This window comes from Microvirga alba (genome assembly GCF_015694465.1).
Classification (GTDB): Bacteria; Pseudomonadota; Alphaproteobacteria; order Rhizobiales; family Beijerinckiaceae; genus Microvirga; species Microvirga alba.
On record NZ_JADQDO010000006.1, the window covers coordinates 120,295 to 136,735 of the forward strand.

14 protein-coding genes and 1 pseudogene are annotated in these 16,441 nt (G+C 63.8%); 11 read left to right on the forward strand and 4 right to left on the reverse strand.

Features of this window, described 5'->3' with window-relative positions:
• The first annotated feature begins 1 nt into the window (after nucleotide 1).
• Nucleotides 2-2,809 carry a DUF4159 domain-containing protein gene (locus tag I2H38_RS13425; RefSeq protein ID WP_196272367.1) on the forward strand — a complete coding sequence of 936 codons (2,808 nt, stop codon included), beginning with the start codon at nucleotides 2-4 and terminating at the stop codon, nucleotides 2,807-2,809.
• 16 nt (nucleotides 2,810-2,825) lie between these two features.
• Nucleotides 2,826-4,898, forward strand: coding sequence for a hypothetical protein (locus tag I2H38_RS13430; RefSeq protein ID WP_196272368.1), 2,073 nt, complete (start codon nucleotides 2,826-2,828; stop codon nucleotides 4,896-4,898).
• Nucleotides 4,899-4,927: 29 nt separating this feature from the next.
• Here I2H38_RS13430 and I2H38_RS13435 read toward each other — a convergent pair whose 3' ends face one another.
• Both I2H38_RS13435 and I2H38_RS13440 read right to left on the reverse strand, forming a co-directional pair.
• Nucleotides 4,928-5,431: a GNAT family N-acetyltransferase gene (locus tag I2H38_RS13435; RefSeq protein ID WP_196272369.1), complete on the reverse strand. Its 504-nt coding sequence runs from the start codon at nucleotides 5,429-5,431 to the stop codon at nucleotides 4,928-4,930.
• A 168-nt stretch (nucleotides 5,432-5,599) separates the two neighbouring features.
• The gene (locus I2H38_RS13440) at nucleotides 5,600-6,082 is read right to left on the reverse strand and encodes an NUDIX domain-containing protein (protein WP_196272370.1); all 483 of its coding nucleotides are present in this window, start codon (nucleotides 6,080-6,082) and stop codon (nucleotides 5,600-5,602) included.
• Nucleotides 6,083-6,434: 352 nt separating this feature from the next.
• Between I2H38_RS13440 and mbfA the strand changes: the two genes are divergently transcribed.
• From mbfA to I2H38_RS13455, 3 genes are read left to right on the forward strand one after another with little or no spacing between them, the layout of a single operon-like run.
• On the forward strand, nucleotides 6,435-7,406 hold the full coding sequence (gene mbfA / locus I2H38_RS13445; protein ID WP_196272371.1) for an iron exporter MbfA: 972 nt from the start codon (nucleotides 6,435-6,437) through the stop codon (nucleotides 7,404-7,406).
• Between the two features lie 52 nt (nucleotides 7,407-7,458).
• Nucleotides 7,459-8,373, forward strand: coding sequence for a metallophosphoesterase family protein (locus I2H38_RS13450; protein WP_196272372.1), 915 nt, complete (start codon nucleotides 7,459-7,461; stop codon nucleotides 8,371-8,373).
• The gene (locus tag I2H38_RS13455) at nucleotides 8,370-8,849 is read left to right on the forward strand and encodes a YbaK/EbsC family protein (RefSeq protein ID WP_196272373.1); all 480 of its coding nucleotides are present in this window, start codon (nucleotides 8,370-8,372) and stop codon (nucleotides 8,847-8,849) included. Before I2H38_RS13450 ends, I2H38_RS13455 begins: the two co-directional genes overlap by 4 nt.
• A 6-nt stretch (nucleotides 8,850-8,855) precedes the next feature.
• On the opposite strand, the gene I2H38_RS13460 is transcribed toward I2H38_RS13455, so the two are convergent.
• Nucleotides 8,856-9,779, reverse strand: a complete 924-nt coding sequence (locus I2H38_RS13460) for a sugar kinase (protein WP_196272374.1) — start codon at nucleotides 9,777-9,779, stop codon at nucleotides 8,856-8,858.
• A complete protein-coding gene (locus I2H38_RS13465) occupies nucleotides 9,776-11,245 on the reverse strand; it encodes an FAD-binding oxidoreductase (RefSeq protein ID WP_196272375.1) in 1,470 nt (489 codons plus the stop codon). The genes I2H38_RS13460 and I2H38_RS13465 overlap by 4 nt, the downstream gene beginning before the upstream one ends.
• Before the next feature lie 137 nt (nucleotides 11,246-11,382).
• On the opposite strand from I2H38_RS13465, the gene I2H38_RS13470 reads away from it, so the two are divergent.
• The 6 genes and pseudogenes from I2H38_RS13470 to I2H38_RS13495 all read left to right on the forward strand — a co-directional run bounded on the left by I2H38_RS13470 (nucleotide 11,383) and on the right by I2H38_RS13495 (nucleotide 16,435).
• Nucleotides 11,383-12,081, forward strand: a complete 699-nt coding sequence (locus I2H38_RS13470; RefSeq protein ID WP_196272376.1) for a fumarylacetoacetate hydrolase family protein — start codon at nucleotides 11,383-11,385, stop codon at nucleotides 12,079-12,081.
• A gap of 123 nt (nucleotides 12,082-12,204) precedes the next feature.
• Complete coding sequence (locus tag I2H38_RS13475; protein ID WP_196272377.1) at nucleotides 12,205-13,050, forward strand: lysine/arginine/ornithine ABC transporter substrate-binding protein; 846 nt, start codon at nucleotides 12,205-12,207, stop codon at nucleotides 13,048-13,050.
• A 226-nt stretch (nucleotides 13,051-13,276) separates the two neighbouring features.
• Nucleotides 13,277-14,122, forward strand: coding sequence for a lysine/arginine/ornithine ABC transporter substrate-binding protein (locus I2H38_RS13480; protein WP_196272378.1), 846 nt, complete (start codon nucleotides 13,277-13,279; stop codon nucleotides 14,120-14,122).
• A gap of 79 nt (nucleotides 14,123-14,201) precedes the next feature.
• On the forward strand, nucleotides 14,202-14,924 hold the full coding sequence (locus tag I2H38_RS13485) for an ABC transporter permease (protein ID WP_196272379.1): 723 nt from the start codon (nucleotides 14,202-14,204) through the stop codon (nucleotides 14,922-14,924).
• Nucleotides 14,924-15,648 (forward strand): annotated as a pseudogene (locus tag I2H38_RS13490) (ABC transporter permease). Before I2H38_RS13485 ends, I2H38_RS13490 begins: the two are co-directional and overlap by 1 nt.
• Nucleotides 15,641-16,435 (forward strand): ABC transporter ATP-binding protein, encoded by a 795-nt coding sequence (locus I2H38_RS13495; protein ID WP_196272380.1) that lies wholly within the window; start codon nucleotides 15,641-15,643, stop codon nucleotides 16,433-16,435. The pseudogene I2H38_RS13490 and the gene I2H38_RS13495 overlap by 8 nt, the downstream one beginning before the upstream one ends.
• Nucleotides 16,436-16,441 lie beyond the last annotated feature (6 nt).

A 16,441-nucleotide genomic window follows, 5' to 3' on the forward strand; every position in this document is an offset into this window, starting at 1 on the left:
GATGCTGGGTCTTCCCCTCACGTTCACCGCCCCGCTTGTCCTGACGGCGCTTGCGGCCTTGCCGGCGATCTGGCTGCTCCTGCGCATCACCCCGCCCCAGCCGAAGCGGATCGATTTTCCGCCGCTGAAAATCCTCGCCGATCTGCGGCCGGATCGCGAGACGCCCGCACGCACCCCGTGGTGGCTGCTTCTGTTGCGGCTGCTTCTTGCCGCCATCCTCATCATCGCCGCTGCCGGGCCGATCTGGAATCCGCTCGCGGAAGGGGCAAGCCGCTCCCCTCTCCTGCTGATCGTCGACAATGGTTTCGCCGCCGCTCACGATTGGCGCGAGCGGATGAATATTGCCTCCGAACGCATCGAGGCCGCCGCGCGGGAGGGGCGCGTCGTCACCGTTCTCGCGACGGCGGCGGAGCCCGCCGCGGTTCAACCCTCGAATCCGGCTGCAGCCTTGGAACGCCTGCGTTCGTTCAAGCCGCTTCCCCACCTGCCGAACCGGCAACGTCATCTGGATTCGATCGGGCGCTTTCTGAACGACACGCCGGATGCCGAGATCGTTTGGATCAGCGATAGCGTCGCGGGCGTCGACGGACAGGGCTTCATCGACGGGCTCGCCCGGATGGCGCAAGGACGGCGCATCACCGTCTTGAAGGCCGATCGCGCCCCGACGATCGCCCTCGCCGGTGTCGAGATCGCGACTGGCCAGCCGCGTGTCAGGATCGTCCGCGCGGAGCCGAATGGTCGCGACACTGGCACCGTGCGCGCGCTGGACCTGAAGAATTTGCCACTCGCCGATGCTCGCTTCGCCTTCAGCCCGAATGCGACCGAGACCACGGCCGGCTTCGACGTGCCGACAGAGGTCAGGAATACAATCGCGCGTTTCGAGATTCTGGGCGAAAGCTCGGCCGGTGCCGTGAGCCTCCTCGACGAGAGCGGCAAGCGTCGGCGTGTCGGCCTCATCTTCGGCGGGACCTCGGATCAGGCCCAACCTCTTCTTTCACCCCTGTATTATATCGAGCGCGCCCTCGCCCCTTACGGCGAAATCCGCATGGGGCGCGGAGCGGTCGCCGATGCTGTAAACCAGCTCATCGACGAGCAGGTCTCCATCCTCGTCCTCGCCGATGTCGGCGGGCTCGATCCTGAATCGCTTGGCAGGGTCACCGCCTTCGTCGAGCGCGGCGGCCTGCTCCTGCGCTTTGCGGGATCGCGGCTTGCCGCAGGCAATGACGATTTGGTGCCGGTGCGGCTGCGTCGCGGGGGGCGGAACCTTGGCGGGACCCTCTCCTGGGATACGCCGAAAACCTTCGCGCCTTTCACGCGGGAAAGCCCCTTCTTCGGCCTGAGCGTCCCCGAGGAGATCGGGATTCGCCGCCAGATCCTGGCCGAGCCCGACGGAGACTTGCCTTCGAAGACCTGGGCGGCCCTGGTCGATGGCACACCCATCGTCACAGCGGACAAGCGCGGCGATGGCCTGATTGTGCTCTTCCACGTGACTGCGGACACCACTTGGTCGAACCTGCCCCTGTCAGGCCTTTTCGTCGACATGCTGCGGCGGATTACGGCGCTCGCCGGCGCATCGCATGAAATGAGCGCGGAGACGCGCGGCGCGCAAACCCAGACCGTCGCGCCGCGCCTGATCCTGGACGGCTACGGCGTCTTTACCTCCCCGCCAGCGAATGCCCGGGCGGTGACGCGGGACTATGCCGAGCGCGCGAATGGAGAGCATCCCCCCGGTTTCTACGGCCCGGTGGATGCGAGCCTCGTCGTCAATACCCTGATCCCCGGCGACCGCCTGGCCGCCCTGAACTTCACACCGCTCAAGGCGCACGAGGTCCCGCTCACAGGGGCGCAGACGATCGACCTGCGCGCGCCATTCTTCACCCTCGCGCTGATCCTTCTGCTGGCCGATACCTTGGCGTCGCTCTGGCTTGGCGGCCATCTGGCGATCCTGTCCGGCCGCCTGCGCCGGGCCGGAACGGGCGTGGCGCTGGTCCTGGCGGCTTTCCTGATCGCCGGCTCCAGCGCGCCCCTTCGGGCTCAGGGATCGGATCCGTCCGCTCCGCGCGAGGACATCGCTCCCGCTCTGGTGACGCGGCTGGCCTATGTGATCACGGGCGATGCCCAGGTCGATGCGACGAGCAAGGCGGGGCTTGCGGGATTGACGCAGGTGATCGGCCAGCGCACCGCCCTGCAGCCCGGCGAACCCATCGGCATCGATCCGGCGCGAGACGAGATGGCGTTCTATCCGCTGATCTACTGGCCCATCGTGGCGAGCAGACCAGTGCCGAGCGAGACCGCCGCCCGCCGCCTCGACGCCTTCATGAAGGGTGGAGGCACGGTGATTTTCGACACCCGCGACGCCTTCAACAATCGGCCCGATGGAGTGGTCAGCGCGGAGGGGCAATATCTGCGCCGCATGCTCGCAACCCTCGACATTCCCGAACTCGAACCGGTTCCCCTGGATCATGTTCTGACGAAGACATTTTATATCCTCGACAGTTTCCCCGGCCGTTACGCGACCGGCCAAACCTGGATCGAAGCCCTGCCGCCGCTGCCCGAGGGCGAGGCAGTGCGCCCCGCCCGCTCAGGCGACGGCGTTTCACCGGTCCTGATCACGTCGAACGACCTCGCCGCAGCCTGGGCGGTCGGCCAGCGTGGAGAATATTTGTATCCGATCGTCGGCGGCAATCAGCAGCGTCAAAGGGAGATGGCCTATCGCGGTGGAATCAACATCGTCATGTACGCGCTCACCGGGAACTACAAGGCCGATCAGGTCCATGTCCCCGCGCTGCTTGAGCGCATTGGCCAATAGGGCGAGGAGATAACATTTGCTCTCGCTCAGCCTCTCACCCCTCATTCCCACCTACGCCCTCTGGGCGTTGGGCGCGGTCGTAGCTCTGCTGGCGATCCTGGCCTTCGTGTCCCGGGGGCCCGTCGCCATCCTCAGAGCGCTGGCGCTCGGCCTCGTTCTGCTGGCGCTCGCCAATCCCTCGCTGATTCAAGAGGAGCGGGAAAGGGTGAAGGACATCGTGGCGGTCGTCATCGACCGCACGACCTCGCAGACGCTTGGCGACCGGCAGGCCATGACGGATCAGGTCAAGGCGGAATTGCAGCGTCGCTTCGGGGCGCTCACCGATGTCGAACCGCGTTTCATCGATGCGGGTGATGACGCCGGAGATGGGGGAACCCGCCTGTTCGCTGCTCTGTCCAGCGGTCTTGCCGATGTGCCGCCGGATCGTCTGGCCGGTATTGTCTTCGTGACCGACGGCGTCGTGCATGACATCCCGACCACCGTGGAGAGCCTCGGGTTCAAAGCTCCGCTCCATGCCCTCATCACGGGGAGGCCGGACGAGCGCGACCGGCAGATCAAGCTTCTGGAGGCGCCCCGCTTCGGCATCGTCGGCAAGGATCAGACCATTCGCGCCGAGGTGATGGAGCGCGGTGGCACCGGTTCGGCCCTCGTGACCATCCGCCGGGACGGGCAGGTCTTCGACCGGCAGCAGGTGAAGGCCGATACGCCCTTCTCCGTGCAGGTGCGGATCGAGCACGGCGGACAGAACGTCATCGAGCTTGAAGTGGAAGGGTTGCCGAACGAGTTGACGCTCGCGAATAACCGGGCCGTCGTGCCGATCGAAGGCATCCGCGAGAAGCTGCGCGTCCTGCTTGTCTCCGGCGAACCCCACGCGGGCGAGCGGACATGGCGCAATCTTCTCAAATCGGACGCCAATGTCGATCTGGTCCATTTCACGATCCTGCGCCCCCTGGAGAAGCAGGACGCGACGCCGATCAACGAACTCTCGCTGATTGCCTTCCCGACGCGCGAGCTGTTCCAGCAGAAGATCAAGGATTTCGACCTCATCATCTTCGACCGCTACGCCAACCAGACCATTTTGCCCGCGGCCTATTTCGACAACATCGTGCGCTATGCCCGCGAAGGCGGCGCCGTGCTAGTGGCGGCGGGGCCGGAATTCGCAGGCTATGACAGCCTTGCCCAAACACGGATGTCCCCGATCATCCCCGGCACACCGGATGGGCGCATCATCGAGCGGCCTTACAAGGCAGCGATCACGGCGACGGGCGAGCGGCATCCGGTCACGCGCGATCTCCCCGGCTCGGAAACTCAGCCCCCTTCCTGGGGCGACTGGCTGCGCATCATCGGGGCTCAAGTGCAATCGGGCGACACCGTCATGTCCGGCGCCAACGATCTGCCGCTCCTGGTCTTGCGCCGGGAGGAAAAAGGCCGCGTCGCCTTGCTTCTTTCCGATCACGCATGGCTCTGGGCGCGCGGTTATCAGGATGGCGGCCCGCACCTGGATCTATTGCGCCGCCTCGCCCATTGGCTGATGAAGGAGCCCGCGCTCGAAGAAGAAGCCCTTCGCGCAACCGCCGCCGGTCGCGACATCCGCGTCGAACGTCAGACGATGAAAGACACGGCTGACCCCGTGACCATGGTCGGCCCGAGCGGAGCGGAAAGCACCATCACCCTGACGCAGAACCGTCCCGGCCTGTTCTCGGCGCAGGTCGAGAGCCGTGAGATGGGGCTTCACACGTTGCGCTCGGGCGATCTCGTCGCCTTCGTCAGCATCGGGCCGGCAAACCCGCGTGAACTCACCGACGCGTTCAGCAATACCGAGCTGCTGCGCCCCATCGCCGAGGCGACGGGCGGTTCCGTGCGGCGGGTGGCGATGGCGGGCGACAAAAGCATCACCATACCGCGCATCCTCGCGGTCCATTCCGGCTCGCGCTTTGCCGGCAGCGACTGGATCGGGGTGAGGCCGAGCGACAGCGCCATCGTACGCGGCGTGACCGTGATTCCCATGGCGCTGGGTTTCCTCGGCCTTCTGCTTCTCGTCGGGACAACGTTGGCGGCCTGGGTCATGGAAGGCGGCCGGAAGCGCTAGAGCCCGATTCAAACCGCCATATCAAGAGCCTAGGCCGGAAGCGCGGCAACCAGGCCCTTGGCGCGAAGGAGCGCGCCATCCGCCAGCTCGAGCGCCAGGAACCGGTCGGGATTAACCGGCCCGGGAAGCTGGAGATCGCGCGGTACGCGCTTGAAACCGAAACGACGGTAATAGGGCTCGTCGCCGACCAGCAACACGAGGCTGTGGTGCCCCTTCTCTCTCGCCGCTTCCAGGGAACGGCGCATCAACGCGCCGCCGATGCCACGATTCTCGAAAGCCGGCTCGACCGTCAGCGGGCCGAGCATCAAGGCGGGCTCCTGACCCGCCAGGACCGGCGTCAGGCGCACCGAGCCGACAAGTAACGTGCCGACGAGGGCCGTGAAGGACAGATCCATCAGGTGGGGAGCGCCCTCGCGCAGCCGCGAGGCGGTGCGCGCGAAACGTCCGGGCCCGAAGGCGCGCTCATGCAGGCGCTCGATGGCCTCGGAATCGATGGGTTGCTCGGTGCGGATAAGAAGAGAGAGTTCGGTCATGGATCAGACTCGCGGGAAGACGAAATTGCACTGGCGACTGGATCGAAGTCAGCCGTTTCGTCGTCGCGAGGTCGTAGTGATCGTCATGAGCCGAGGCGTTCCGTTAGGTTCTCTTGGCCATAGCAGTGTCCGGGGGGCCGTGCAAACTGTTCTCACCAGGTCCTGTTCTTACCAGGTCATCGCCGGAGGGGCCTCGTCGAAAATCTCCGCTAACCGGCAACGGGTTGCGCGTGTCGTCCCTTCCGGGAGTTGGTCGAGGGGAAAGAACCCAGCCTCGGCGATCTCCCTGTCCGGCTTCTTCACCCCTAGAACCGAGAATTCTCGAACCACGTAGACGAGCACATGGTCGCGGCGAGAGGCCTTGTTATTGAAGAAGACACCTGAAAGGCTCGGGGCCTCATCGATGACGATGGCGCCCTCCTCACGCAATTCCCGCGTCAGGGCCTCGAGCGCCGTCTCGCCCGTTTCGACGCCGCCGCCGGGCAGATGCCAGCCGGGAATGTAGGTGTGCCGGATGAGAAAGACGCGGTTCTCGGAATCGAGAACGATGCCGCGCACGCCGAGCGTCAAGCCGCGTGAGAAGCGCCAATAGGTATGGAGTCCCCATTGAACGAAGCGGCGAAGAAGACTCGGTCTCGGCATGTCGGGCATAGCATCACCAGATCAAAACAAAATTACAGAAACATGAACAAACCTATACATAGGACGCATGTCTGCCCCCTTTTAATGGCGCGTGACCTGCGCGTAATGCAGGCGTATTACACCGCCAACCAAAGGTGCTCCAATGTTTCTCTCCCTGCTCCTCTCCCGCCTCAATCGCTCCACCCGTTTCATGTGGTCGCCCGCTCTCGATCTCGAGGATCGCGCGGTCTATTCGACGCTGATCCCGGGCGCTCAGTACTGATCAGTCTTCCCGATCGGTCGCCTGCGGGGACAAGATTCCCCTAAAGGGGCTTGCTTCGGCCAATCTCCTGTTTAGAATATTTCTAAACAGGAGCTCTCCATGAAGACCCTCTCGGAACTGACCGAGCGCGAGGTCGTCGCCCTCGCCATTGCGAATGAAGAAGAAGATTCGCGAATCTATCAGTCTTTCGCGGATCGTCTGCGCCCCGATTTCCCCGGCTCGGCCGACATTTTCGCCGAGATGGCGGGGGAAGAGCGCGACCATCGCAACTCCCTCTATGATTTCTATCGCTCCCGTTTCGGCGAGCACCTGCCGCCGATCCGCCGCGAGGACGTGCGCGGTTTCCTGAAGCGCCGCGCCTTTTGGTGGAGCCCCCATCTCGACCTCGACAAGATGCGCCGCGAGGCGGAGGTCATGGAGCTGCAGGCCGCGAATTTCTACGACAAAGCCGCCCAGCAGACCCTCGATGTCGGCGTGCGGGAACTCTTCACCAAGCTGGCGGAAGTCGAGCGCGGCCACGAGCGCAAGGCGAGTGAACTCCACGACGCCCACCTCAACGAAAATGTCGAGGCGGCGGAAGAACACGCCCGCAGGAAGCTCTTCGTTCTCCAATACGTGCAGCCCGGCTTGGCCGGTCTGATCGACGGCTCGGTTTCGACCCTGGCCCCGCTTTTCGCCGCGGCCTTCGCGACGCAGAACAACTGGGAGACGTTCCTCGTCGGCCTCGCGGCCTCCGTCGGCGCGGGCATCAGCATGGGCTTGACCGAGGCGCTCTCCGACGATGGCTCCATCACGGGCCGCGGCTCTCCCTTGCTGCGCGGCATCATTTGCGGCCTGATGACCGCAGTCGGCGGCCTTGGCCACACCCTGCCCTATCTGGTGCCTGATTCGTGGCCGAACGCCTTCATCTTCGCGACGACCATCGCCTCCATCGTGGTCGCGATCGAACTCGTGGTCATCTCCTGGATCCGGACGAAGTACATGGATACGCCGTTCCTGAGGGCGGCCTATCAGGTGATCGTCGGCGGCGTTCTGGTCCTCCTCGCGGGCATCTTCATCGGCAGCGCTTGACGGAGCCCCTGCGCTCGGCGAACTGTCGCTGCCGCACAACAACCGGGCCGCCATGTTCCGCCTCGCGCATCTCACAGACCCCCATGTGGGGCCGCTCCCGCGGCCTCAGCTGCGGCAATTGATGAGCAAGCGTCTCACGGGCTGGTTCAATTGGCAGCGCAGCCGTCGCGAAGCCCACGACATGGTGCTTCTCTCCGAACTGGTCGCCGACATTCGCGACCGGAAGCCCAGCCACATCGCCTGCACGGGCGACACCTGCAATATCGGCCTGCCCAGCGAATGGGCCACCTCGCGGGTGTTTCTCGAAGGTTTGGGCGCCCCCGAGCACGTCAGCTTCGTTCCCGGCAACCACGACGCCTATGTACAAGGAGCCCTCGAGGGCCTGCTGCGAGAAGTTGGACCTTGGACGCGAGGCGACGACGGCTCCGAGGGCGTGTTTCCGTATCTGCGCCGGGATGGCCCCATCGCGATCATCGGCCTCTCTTCCGCGATCCCGACGCTCCCATTCGTCGCGAGCGGACGCGTCGGCGCGAAACAAATGAAGGCGGCGGAAGAGATGCTGCGCGAGCTCGGACAGGAGGAATCCTGTTTCCGCATCGTGCTCATCCACCATCCGCCTCATGTCGGAGGCACATCGGCCGGACGCAATCTCACCGACGCGCGCGCCTTTGAAGCCATGATCGCACGCGTCGGCGCGGAGCTTGTTCTGCACGGCCACAACCACGTGGGATCGGTGGCGCATTTGCAGGGACCGCGCGGCCCCGTTCCGGTTGTCGGCGCGCCCTCCGCCTCGGCGCGCAGCGGAGCGACGACCCATCGGGCAGGCTATCACCTCTTCGCCATTGATCAGACGAAGACAGGCTTCACGCTCACGGCGGAACTGCGGGGATTGCGACCGGACGGTACCGTCGGCGACATGGGCATGTTATCCCTTGAGCGCAATCATCACGCTTCGGAGAAGCCATGAACGCTCCGCTTCCGTCCAGCACCCAGCGTGCGCAACGAGCCGCAGACCAGCTCGGCCTCGCCATTCATGTCCGGGAGATGCCGCAATCCACGCGCACCGCTGAAGATGCGGCGGCCGCCTGCGACTGCGCTGTCGAGCAGATCGTCAAATCCCTCGTCTTTCAGGGCGCAACCAGCGGCGAGCCGTATCTGCTGCTGGTTTCCGGCAAGAACCGCGTGGACCAGAACGGCGTGGCGCAAAGCGTTGGCGAGGCGCTGACTCGCCCCGACGCCGCGCAGGTTCGCGCCTGGACCGGGTACGCCATCGGCGGCATCCCGCCTTTCGGGCATGATACCGTCATGCGGACCTTCATCGACCACGATCTTCTGACGCACAGCGTCGTCTGGGCTGCCGCCGGCACGCCTCAAACGGTCTTTTCCGTCGAGCCGAATGCCCTCGCTCAGGCTGTTCAGGCCGTCGCGATTTCCGTATCCTGAACGCCGTCACTTTCCAAGAAAGGCTTCGACCTGGGCGCGCTGCGGCATCGGCGCGACCGCGCCTTGTCCGAGAGTCGACAGCGCCGCCGCGGCGTTCGCATACGCAGCCGCGCGGAACGCATCGCCGTGGACCAGCCATTCGGCAAGGAAAGCGCCGTCGAACGTATCGCCAGCCCCGGTCGCATCGATCGCCGAAACCGGGCGGGCGGGGATGACTTCCAGGCGATCGGCGGTCGCGACCATGGTTCCCGACTTGCCCATGGTGAGCGCGACGATCCGACAACCGAGCCCGAGATAGAAGGCGCAGACATCCTCCGGACGATCGAGCCCGGTCAGTTGTTGAGCGTCATCGAGCCCCGGCAATGCGATGTCCGCGAGAGCGACCGCGCCGTGAATGATCGCGCGCGCCCGGTCGAGCGGCCAGAGCCGCAGGCGCAGATTGGTGTCGTAACTGACGACCGTGCCGTTCGCCTTCGCGTGACGGATGGCGGCGAAGCCTGCATCGGCGCAACTCTCGGAGATCGCCTGACTGATGCCCGACACGTGCAGCACGCGCGACGCCGCGATCTTTGCCACCGGCAATTCGCCCACGGAGACGAGGCTCGCGGCGGATCCGGCACGCGCATAGGAGAAGACATGCCCCTCCTCACCGTAGCTGATGAAGTAAGCCCCCGTGCGCCCATCCTTCCGCACGATCACCGATGAGCGATCGACGCCTTCGCGATCCCAAAGCTTGAGAAAATCCTGCCCGAACGAGTCGCCGCCGAGAGCGGTGAAGATCGCGACCTTCGCGCCCTGTCGCGCGGCCGCGACGGCGGTGTTCGAGACGTCGCCGCCAAAGCCCGGCAGATAGAGGCGCTCGCCTTGGCGCTCGACCTCGGCGAATTCCATCAAGGGTTCGCCGAAAGCCAGAAGATCTATTGATGTCATGATTGTCCTGATGGAGCCGGGAACGATGCAGGGCTGTGGTCGCCGATGGCGACGACCTTGCCGGGATTGAGAATGTTGTGCGGATCGAGGGTTTGCTTGAGGGTGCGCATCAGGTCGAGCGCAACGGGGTCCTTGTAGAGGCTGAGTTCGTCCCGCTTGATGAGACCGATCCCGTGCTCTGCCGAGATCGAGCCATTCATGGCGTGCACGATATCGTGGACCATATGGTTGAACCGGCCCCATTCAGCGAGGAAAGCCTGCTTGTCCATATGGACCGGCTGGGACAGATTGAAGTGAATGTTGCCGTCGCCGAAATGGCCGAAGGCGCAGACGCGTACACCCGGCATATCGGCTTCGCAGGCTTTCGTCGCGACCTCGATGAACTCGGCCACACGCGACACCGGCACGGCGACGTCGTGCTTGATCGAGCCGCCTTCGAGGCGCTGCACCTCCGACAGGCTTTCACGCAATGACCAGAGCGCGAGGCTCTGAGCTTCGCTCGCGCCCAGCACCGCATCGTCGACGAGACCATCTTCCATGGCCGCCCCGAGGATCGTTTCCAGGCGGCCCTGCAAATCGGCGTCCTTCTGCGGAGAGGAGAGCTCGATCAAAGCATAGGAAGCATGGCGGCCGGTCAGTGGGCGCACGGCGCCGGGCTTGTGCTTGAGCACGATCTCAAGCCCGAAATCCGGCATATATTCAAAGGCCGTGAGCTGATCGCCAGCGCCCTCCCGCAGCCGCTCGAACAGCCTGAGCGCCTGATGCGGCGAGGCTGTCGCCACGAAGGCGGTCACCCGAGCCTGCGGTTTGGGGAAGAGCTTCAGCACCGCCGCAGTGATGACGCCAAGCGTTCCCTCCGAGCCGATGAACAGATCGCGCAGGTCGTAGCCGGTGTTGTCTTTGCGCAGTCCCTTCAGGCCATTCCAAACGCGTCCGTCGGCCAGCACGACCTCAAGGCCGAGCGTCAATTCACGCATATTGCCGTAACGCAGGACGGCCGTGCCGCCCGCATTGGTCGCAAGGTTGCCGCCAATGCGGCAGGACCCTTCCGAAGCAAGCGATAGGGGAAAAAGATACCCGGCCGCGTCAGCGGCATCCTGCACGGATCTGAGGATGCACCCGGCCTCGACGGTGATCGTAGCGTTCGAACCATCTATCTCGCGAACGCGGTCGAGGCGTGCGAGGGACAGCACCACCCCGCCAAAGGGCACACCTCCGCCGACCAGACCCGTATTGCCACCCTGGGGAACGATCGGAATGCCGGCCCGCGCGCACTCGCTGACAACGAAGGCTACCTCCTCCCGGTCACGCGGCCGCACGACCGCCAACGCACTCCCGCGGTAAAGACCGCGCGTCTCCACGAGATAGGGCTCTATCGCCCCCGCCTCGGTCAAAACGGAGGTCGCCCCGAGCCTTGCGGTCAGGGTCTCGATGAGGGCCGCTCCTGCAGCTGACTGGGTCGCCATCCTCACTCCTTGCAGCGGAGCCTAGTCATTGCGTCTTGTGGCGCGGACCGCAAGGTGTAGGAAGAGATAAGTCCGGCATGCCTAACAGGAAGGCTGGGCTCCCACCCCATGGCCCCAAGAATTTTCGCGGATTCCAGATGAGCTACGTCATTCCTGCTCCCCAGATCCCTGCCCTTGCGATCGCCGATTCGAGCGACCTTTTCCCCGTGAGGCGCGTCTATTGCGTTGGGCGCAATTACGCCGCTCATGCGCGAGAGATGGGGGGAGACCCGACCCGCGAGCCGCCGTTCTTCTTCATGAAACCAGCGGACGCGCTCCAGGTCGTGCCGCCGGGACAGATCGTCGATCACCCCTATCCGCCAAAGACCCAAAACTATCATTTCGAGATCGAGATGGTGGTGGCCCTTTCGCAAGGCGGACGCGACATTCCGGTGTCCCAGGCACTCGACCATGTCTTCGGCTACGCTGTCGGCCTCGATATGACCCGCCGCGACCTGCAGGACGAGGCAAAGCAGCTTCGCCGCCCTTGGGAACTGGGCAAGTCCGCCGACCATTCGGGACCGGTCGGACCTCTCTTTCCGGCCTCCCGCATCGGCCACCCGAAGGGCGGAACGATTTCGCTCAGCGTGGATGGAGCCCAGCGTCAGAAGGCGGAGCTATCGGACATGATCTGGTCCGTCGCCGAACAAATTTCCTATCTATCGTCCTATTTCGAGCTCGCTCCCGGTGACGTGATCTTCTCCGGCACGCCGGATGGCGTCGGTTCGGTGACGCAAGGTCAGACCATGATCGGCTCGATCGAGGGCCTGGGCGAGATCAGCTTAAGAGTCGTTTAGCCGTGCAACCGAGGCTTGCCTTTTTGGTTGGTTTGACCGTTACTGCGTTTCGGCGCGATCTCGACGATCGCGGGAAACAAGGTCCGGCTTTAAGCACGGGCCTCTCAAAATAAGGGAACAATTATGAAGTTCTTCAAAACCGTCAGTCTGGCTCTCGTCGGGTCCGCTCTCGCCATCGGCGGCGCGGCGGCCCAGGGCAAGACGGTGAAGATCGCCACCGAAGGCGCTTATGCTCCGTGGAATTTCACGGGCGCCGGCGGCAAGCTTGAAGGGTTCGAAATCGACCTCGCCAACGACCTCTGCGCCCGCATGAAGGTCAAGTGCGAAGTTGTGGCCCAGGACTGGGACGGCATCATTCCGGCGCTCAACGCCAAGAAATACGATGCCATCATGGCCGGCATGAGCATCACCGACGACCGCAAGAAGGTCATCGATTTCGCCGGCCCCTATGCCAACTCCCCGAATGGCTTCCTCGTCGCGAAGAACTCGCCGCTGGCCAAGATGCCGGGCACCGGCCAGGCCTTCAACCTCGGCACCCAGCAGGCTGATGCCGAGAAGGCCATCGATGCGATCAAGCCGCTCCTGAAGGGCAAGACCGTCGGCGTCCAGGGTTCGACGATCCACTCCAACTTCGCCGACAAGTACCTGAAGGGTACGGCCGAGGTCCGCGAGTACAAGACCACCGAGGCCCATGACCTCGATCTCGCCGCCGGCCGCATCGACGCGATCCTGGCCGACGCGACGGGCATCATCGGCACCCTCGAGAAGCCCGAGTTCAAGGACTACGCCCTGGTTGGCCCCTCCATTACCGGCGGCATGCTCGGTCTCGGCGTCGGCGTCGGTCTCCGCAAGGAAGACCAGGACCTGAAGAAGGCCTTCAGCGAGGCCATTCAGGGCGCCATCAAGGACGGCACCATCCAGAAGCTCTCCATGAAGTGGTTCAAGATCGATACCACCCCGAAGAGCTGATCCGGCTATCAACAACAAGGAGGGCGCGGTTTCGACCGCGCCCTTTTTCGTATGCGCAAAGGCGAAGTGCGACCGAAAACGTCAGTCTATTCAGATTATTCGGCGTGATTGGGACTTGCGCTGGCTTAGCTTTTGAATGTTAGCTTTTGGTGCCGATCCTTGGCTGGCCTTAGCCGTGCCGCGGTCGGACAAGTGGCTCAAACGAAGCTATAACCAGGGAACGACGATGAAACTGTTCAAGGCAATCGGCCTCGGTCTGCTGGCCTCCGCTTTCGCCATTGGCGGAGCGATGGCGCAGGGCAAAACGGTCAAGATCGCCACCGAGGGCGCCTATGCCCCGTGGAATTTCACGGGCGCCGGCGGCAAGCTCGAAGGGTTCGAGATCGACCTCGCCAACGACCTCTGCGCCCGCATGAAGGTCAAGTGCGAGATCGTGTCCCAGGACTGGGACGGCATCATTCCGGCGCTCAACGCCAAGAAATACGATGCCATCATGGCCGGCATGAACATCACGGACAAGCGCCTCGAAGTCATCGACTTCACGCGCCCCTACGCCTCCGGCCTCCATGGCTTCGCGACGATGAAGGATTCCCCCCTCGCGAAACTCGCGGGTCTCGGGCAGCGCGCGAATCTGGATAAGGATCCGGCGGGCGCTCAAAAGATTCTCGACGATTGGAAGACCCTCCTGAAGGGCAAAACCGTCGGCGTTCAGGGCTCGACGGTGAATTCCCAGTTTCTCGAGAAGCACCTCAAGGATGTGATCACGATCCGCGAGTACAAGACCACCGAGCAGCACGATCTGGATCTGGCGGCCGGTCGCGTGGACGCAATCTTCGCCGCGCATTCCTCGATGAAGGCGACCCTCGATCAGCCTGAATTCAAGAACATGGCGATCGCCGGCGCGGGCTTCTCGGGCGGCGTTCTCGGCCGCGGCGTCGCGGTCGGCCTCCGCAAGGGCGACGCAGAGCTCAAGGGCCAGTTCGACGCGGCCATTCAGGACGCGATCAAGGACGGCACGATTCAGAAGCTCACGGAAAAGTGGTTCAAGGTCGACATGTCGCCCCAGAGCTAACGCTCTGAAGCGAACACGATCTTTCCGCAAACTGTCATCCTCGCCAGACGAGGATGACACCTAGCAGGAATTTTCAAGCGTGCAGCAACTGAGCTATTTCGAGCTCGTCGGCTTCGGCCCCAACGGCTGGGGCCTGGCCCTCCTTACGGCGACGGGCATGACGCTCGCCGTCGCCCTTTGCGGCTTCCTGATGGGTTCCGTCGTCGGCACGTTCGTGGCCTGGGCGAAACTCTCCAGAAGCCTTACAGCAAGAAGCATCGCGGATGGGTACACGACCATCCTTCGCGGTATTCCCGATCTTCTCGTCATCTACCTGTTCTATTTCGGCGGCAGCGCGGCGCTGGGCGCCATCGGCAGCCTGTTCGGTGCTGAAGGCTTCATCGGCGTACCGGCCTTTCTCACCGGCGCGCTCGCCATCGGCATCGTCTCCGGGGCCTATCAGGCCGAGGTGTTTCGCGGCGCCTATCAGGTGGTGAGCCGCGGTGAAATCGAGGCGGCCCGTTCGGTCGGCATGCATCGCTGGCTGATGTTCCGCCGCGTCATCGCTCCACAGGTGCTGCGCTTCGCCATTCCCGGCCTCGGCAACACTTGGCAGCTGGTGCTGAAGGAATCGGCGTTGATCTCCGTCACCGGCCTCGTCGAACTGCTGCGCCAGTCGCACATCGCAGCGGGTTCCACACGTCGCCCCTTCGATTTCTATCTCACCGCGGCAGTTCTCTATCTGCTCATCACCTGGGTTTCGACTTACCTGTTCCAGCGTGCGGAAACCCATTCGATGCGCGGCATCCGGAGGGCATCCTGATGGATTTCGAGTTTATGCAGGAAACCTTCCTGCGCCTCTTGAGCGGCGTGCCGCTGACGTTGAATCTGGCCTTCACGTCGGTCGCCTTCGGCGCTGTCTTCGCCATGTCCTTGCGCTCATGCGGATGTCCGGCATCCGCGTGCTCGACGCCTTCGCCCAAGCCTATGTCTTCGTGTTCCGCGGCTCGCCGCTGCTCGTGCAGATCTTTCTGATCTATTACGGCCTCGGCCAGTTCCGTCCGACCTTGCAGGAATGGGGATTGTGGGGCTTCTTCCGCGAGCCCTATTGGTGCGCCGTGCTGGCCCTGACGCTGAACACCGCCGCCTATGCCAGCGAGATCATTCGCGGCGGCTTGCAGGCGGTGCCGCATCAACAGGTCGAGGCCGCTCGCGCCTGCGGCATGTCGGGCTTCCTGCTCTTCCGCCGCATCGTCTTCCCGATCGCCGTCCGTCAGGCGCTTCCGGCTTATGGCAGCGAGCTCATCCTGATGGTGAAGGCGACGTCGCTGGCGTCGATCATCACGATGATGGAAGTGACCGGCATTGCCGCGAAGCTGATCTCGCAGACCTTCCGCGCAGTCGAAGTCTTCGTCGTCGCCGGCGTGATCTATCTGATCCTCAACTTCACCATCACGCGCATCATCATGGCGATCGAATGGTGGCTCTCACCCCATTTGCGCCACCCTCCAGCCGTGAAGCCAGCCCTGGATGCTGTCCATGTCTAGTGGAGTCAAATCCGTGTCATCTGAGACAAACCCCGCCGTTTCCATTCGCGAACTCCGCAAGAGCTTCGGATCGCTCGAAGTCCTCAAGGGCGTGTCGCTCGACGCGAAGGAGGGCGACGTCATCTCGATCCTCGGCGCTTCGGGTTCAGGCAAATCCACGATGCTTCGCTGCATCAACATGCTCGAGGTGCCGGATTCCGGCGACATCCGCATCGGCGGCGAGACGATCAAACTGAAGAAGGGCCGCCGTGGGGCGGAGCCCGCGGACCAGGGGCAGGTCGATCGCATCCGCTCCCGCGTCGCCATGGTGTTCCAGAGCTTCAATCTCTGGTCCCACATGACCATTCTTGAGAACGTGATCGAAGCGCCAGTCCATGTGCAGAAGCGCCCGAAGGCCGAGTGTATCGCGGAGGCCGAGGCATTGCTGGCAAAGGTCGGTATCGCCGACAAGCGCAATCAGTATCCCTCTCACCTTTCAGGCGGCCAGCAACAGCGCGCCGCGATCGCGCGCGCGCTTGCGATGCGGCCCAACGTGATGCTGTTCGACGAGCCGACGTCGGCACTCGATCCGGAACTCGTCGGCGAGGTCTTGCGCGTCATGCGCTCGCTTGCCGAGGAAGGCCGCACGATGCTCGTCGTGACCCACGAGATGGGCTTTGCCCGCGACGTGTCGAACCGGGTCGTGTTTCTGCACAAGGGTGTGGTTGAAGAAGAAGGCCCACCCGCCGAGGTCTTCGGCGCTCCGAAATCGGAACGCTTCAAGCAGTTTATTTCGAGCCATCGGTAACGAACG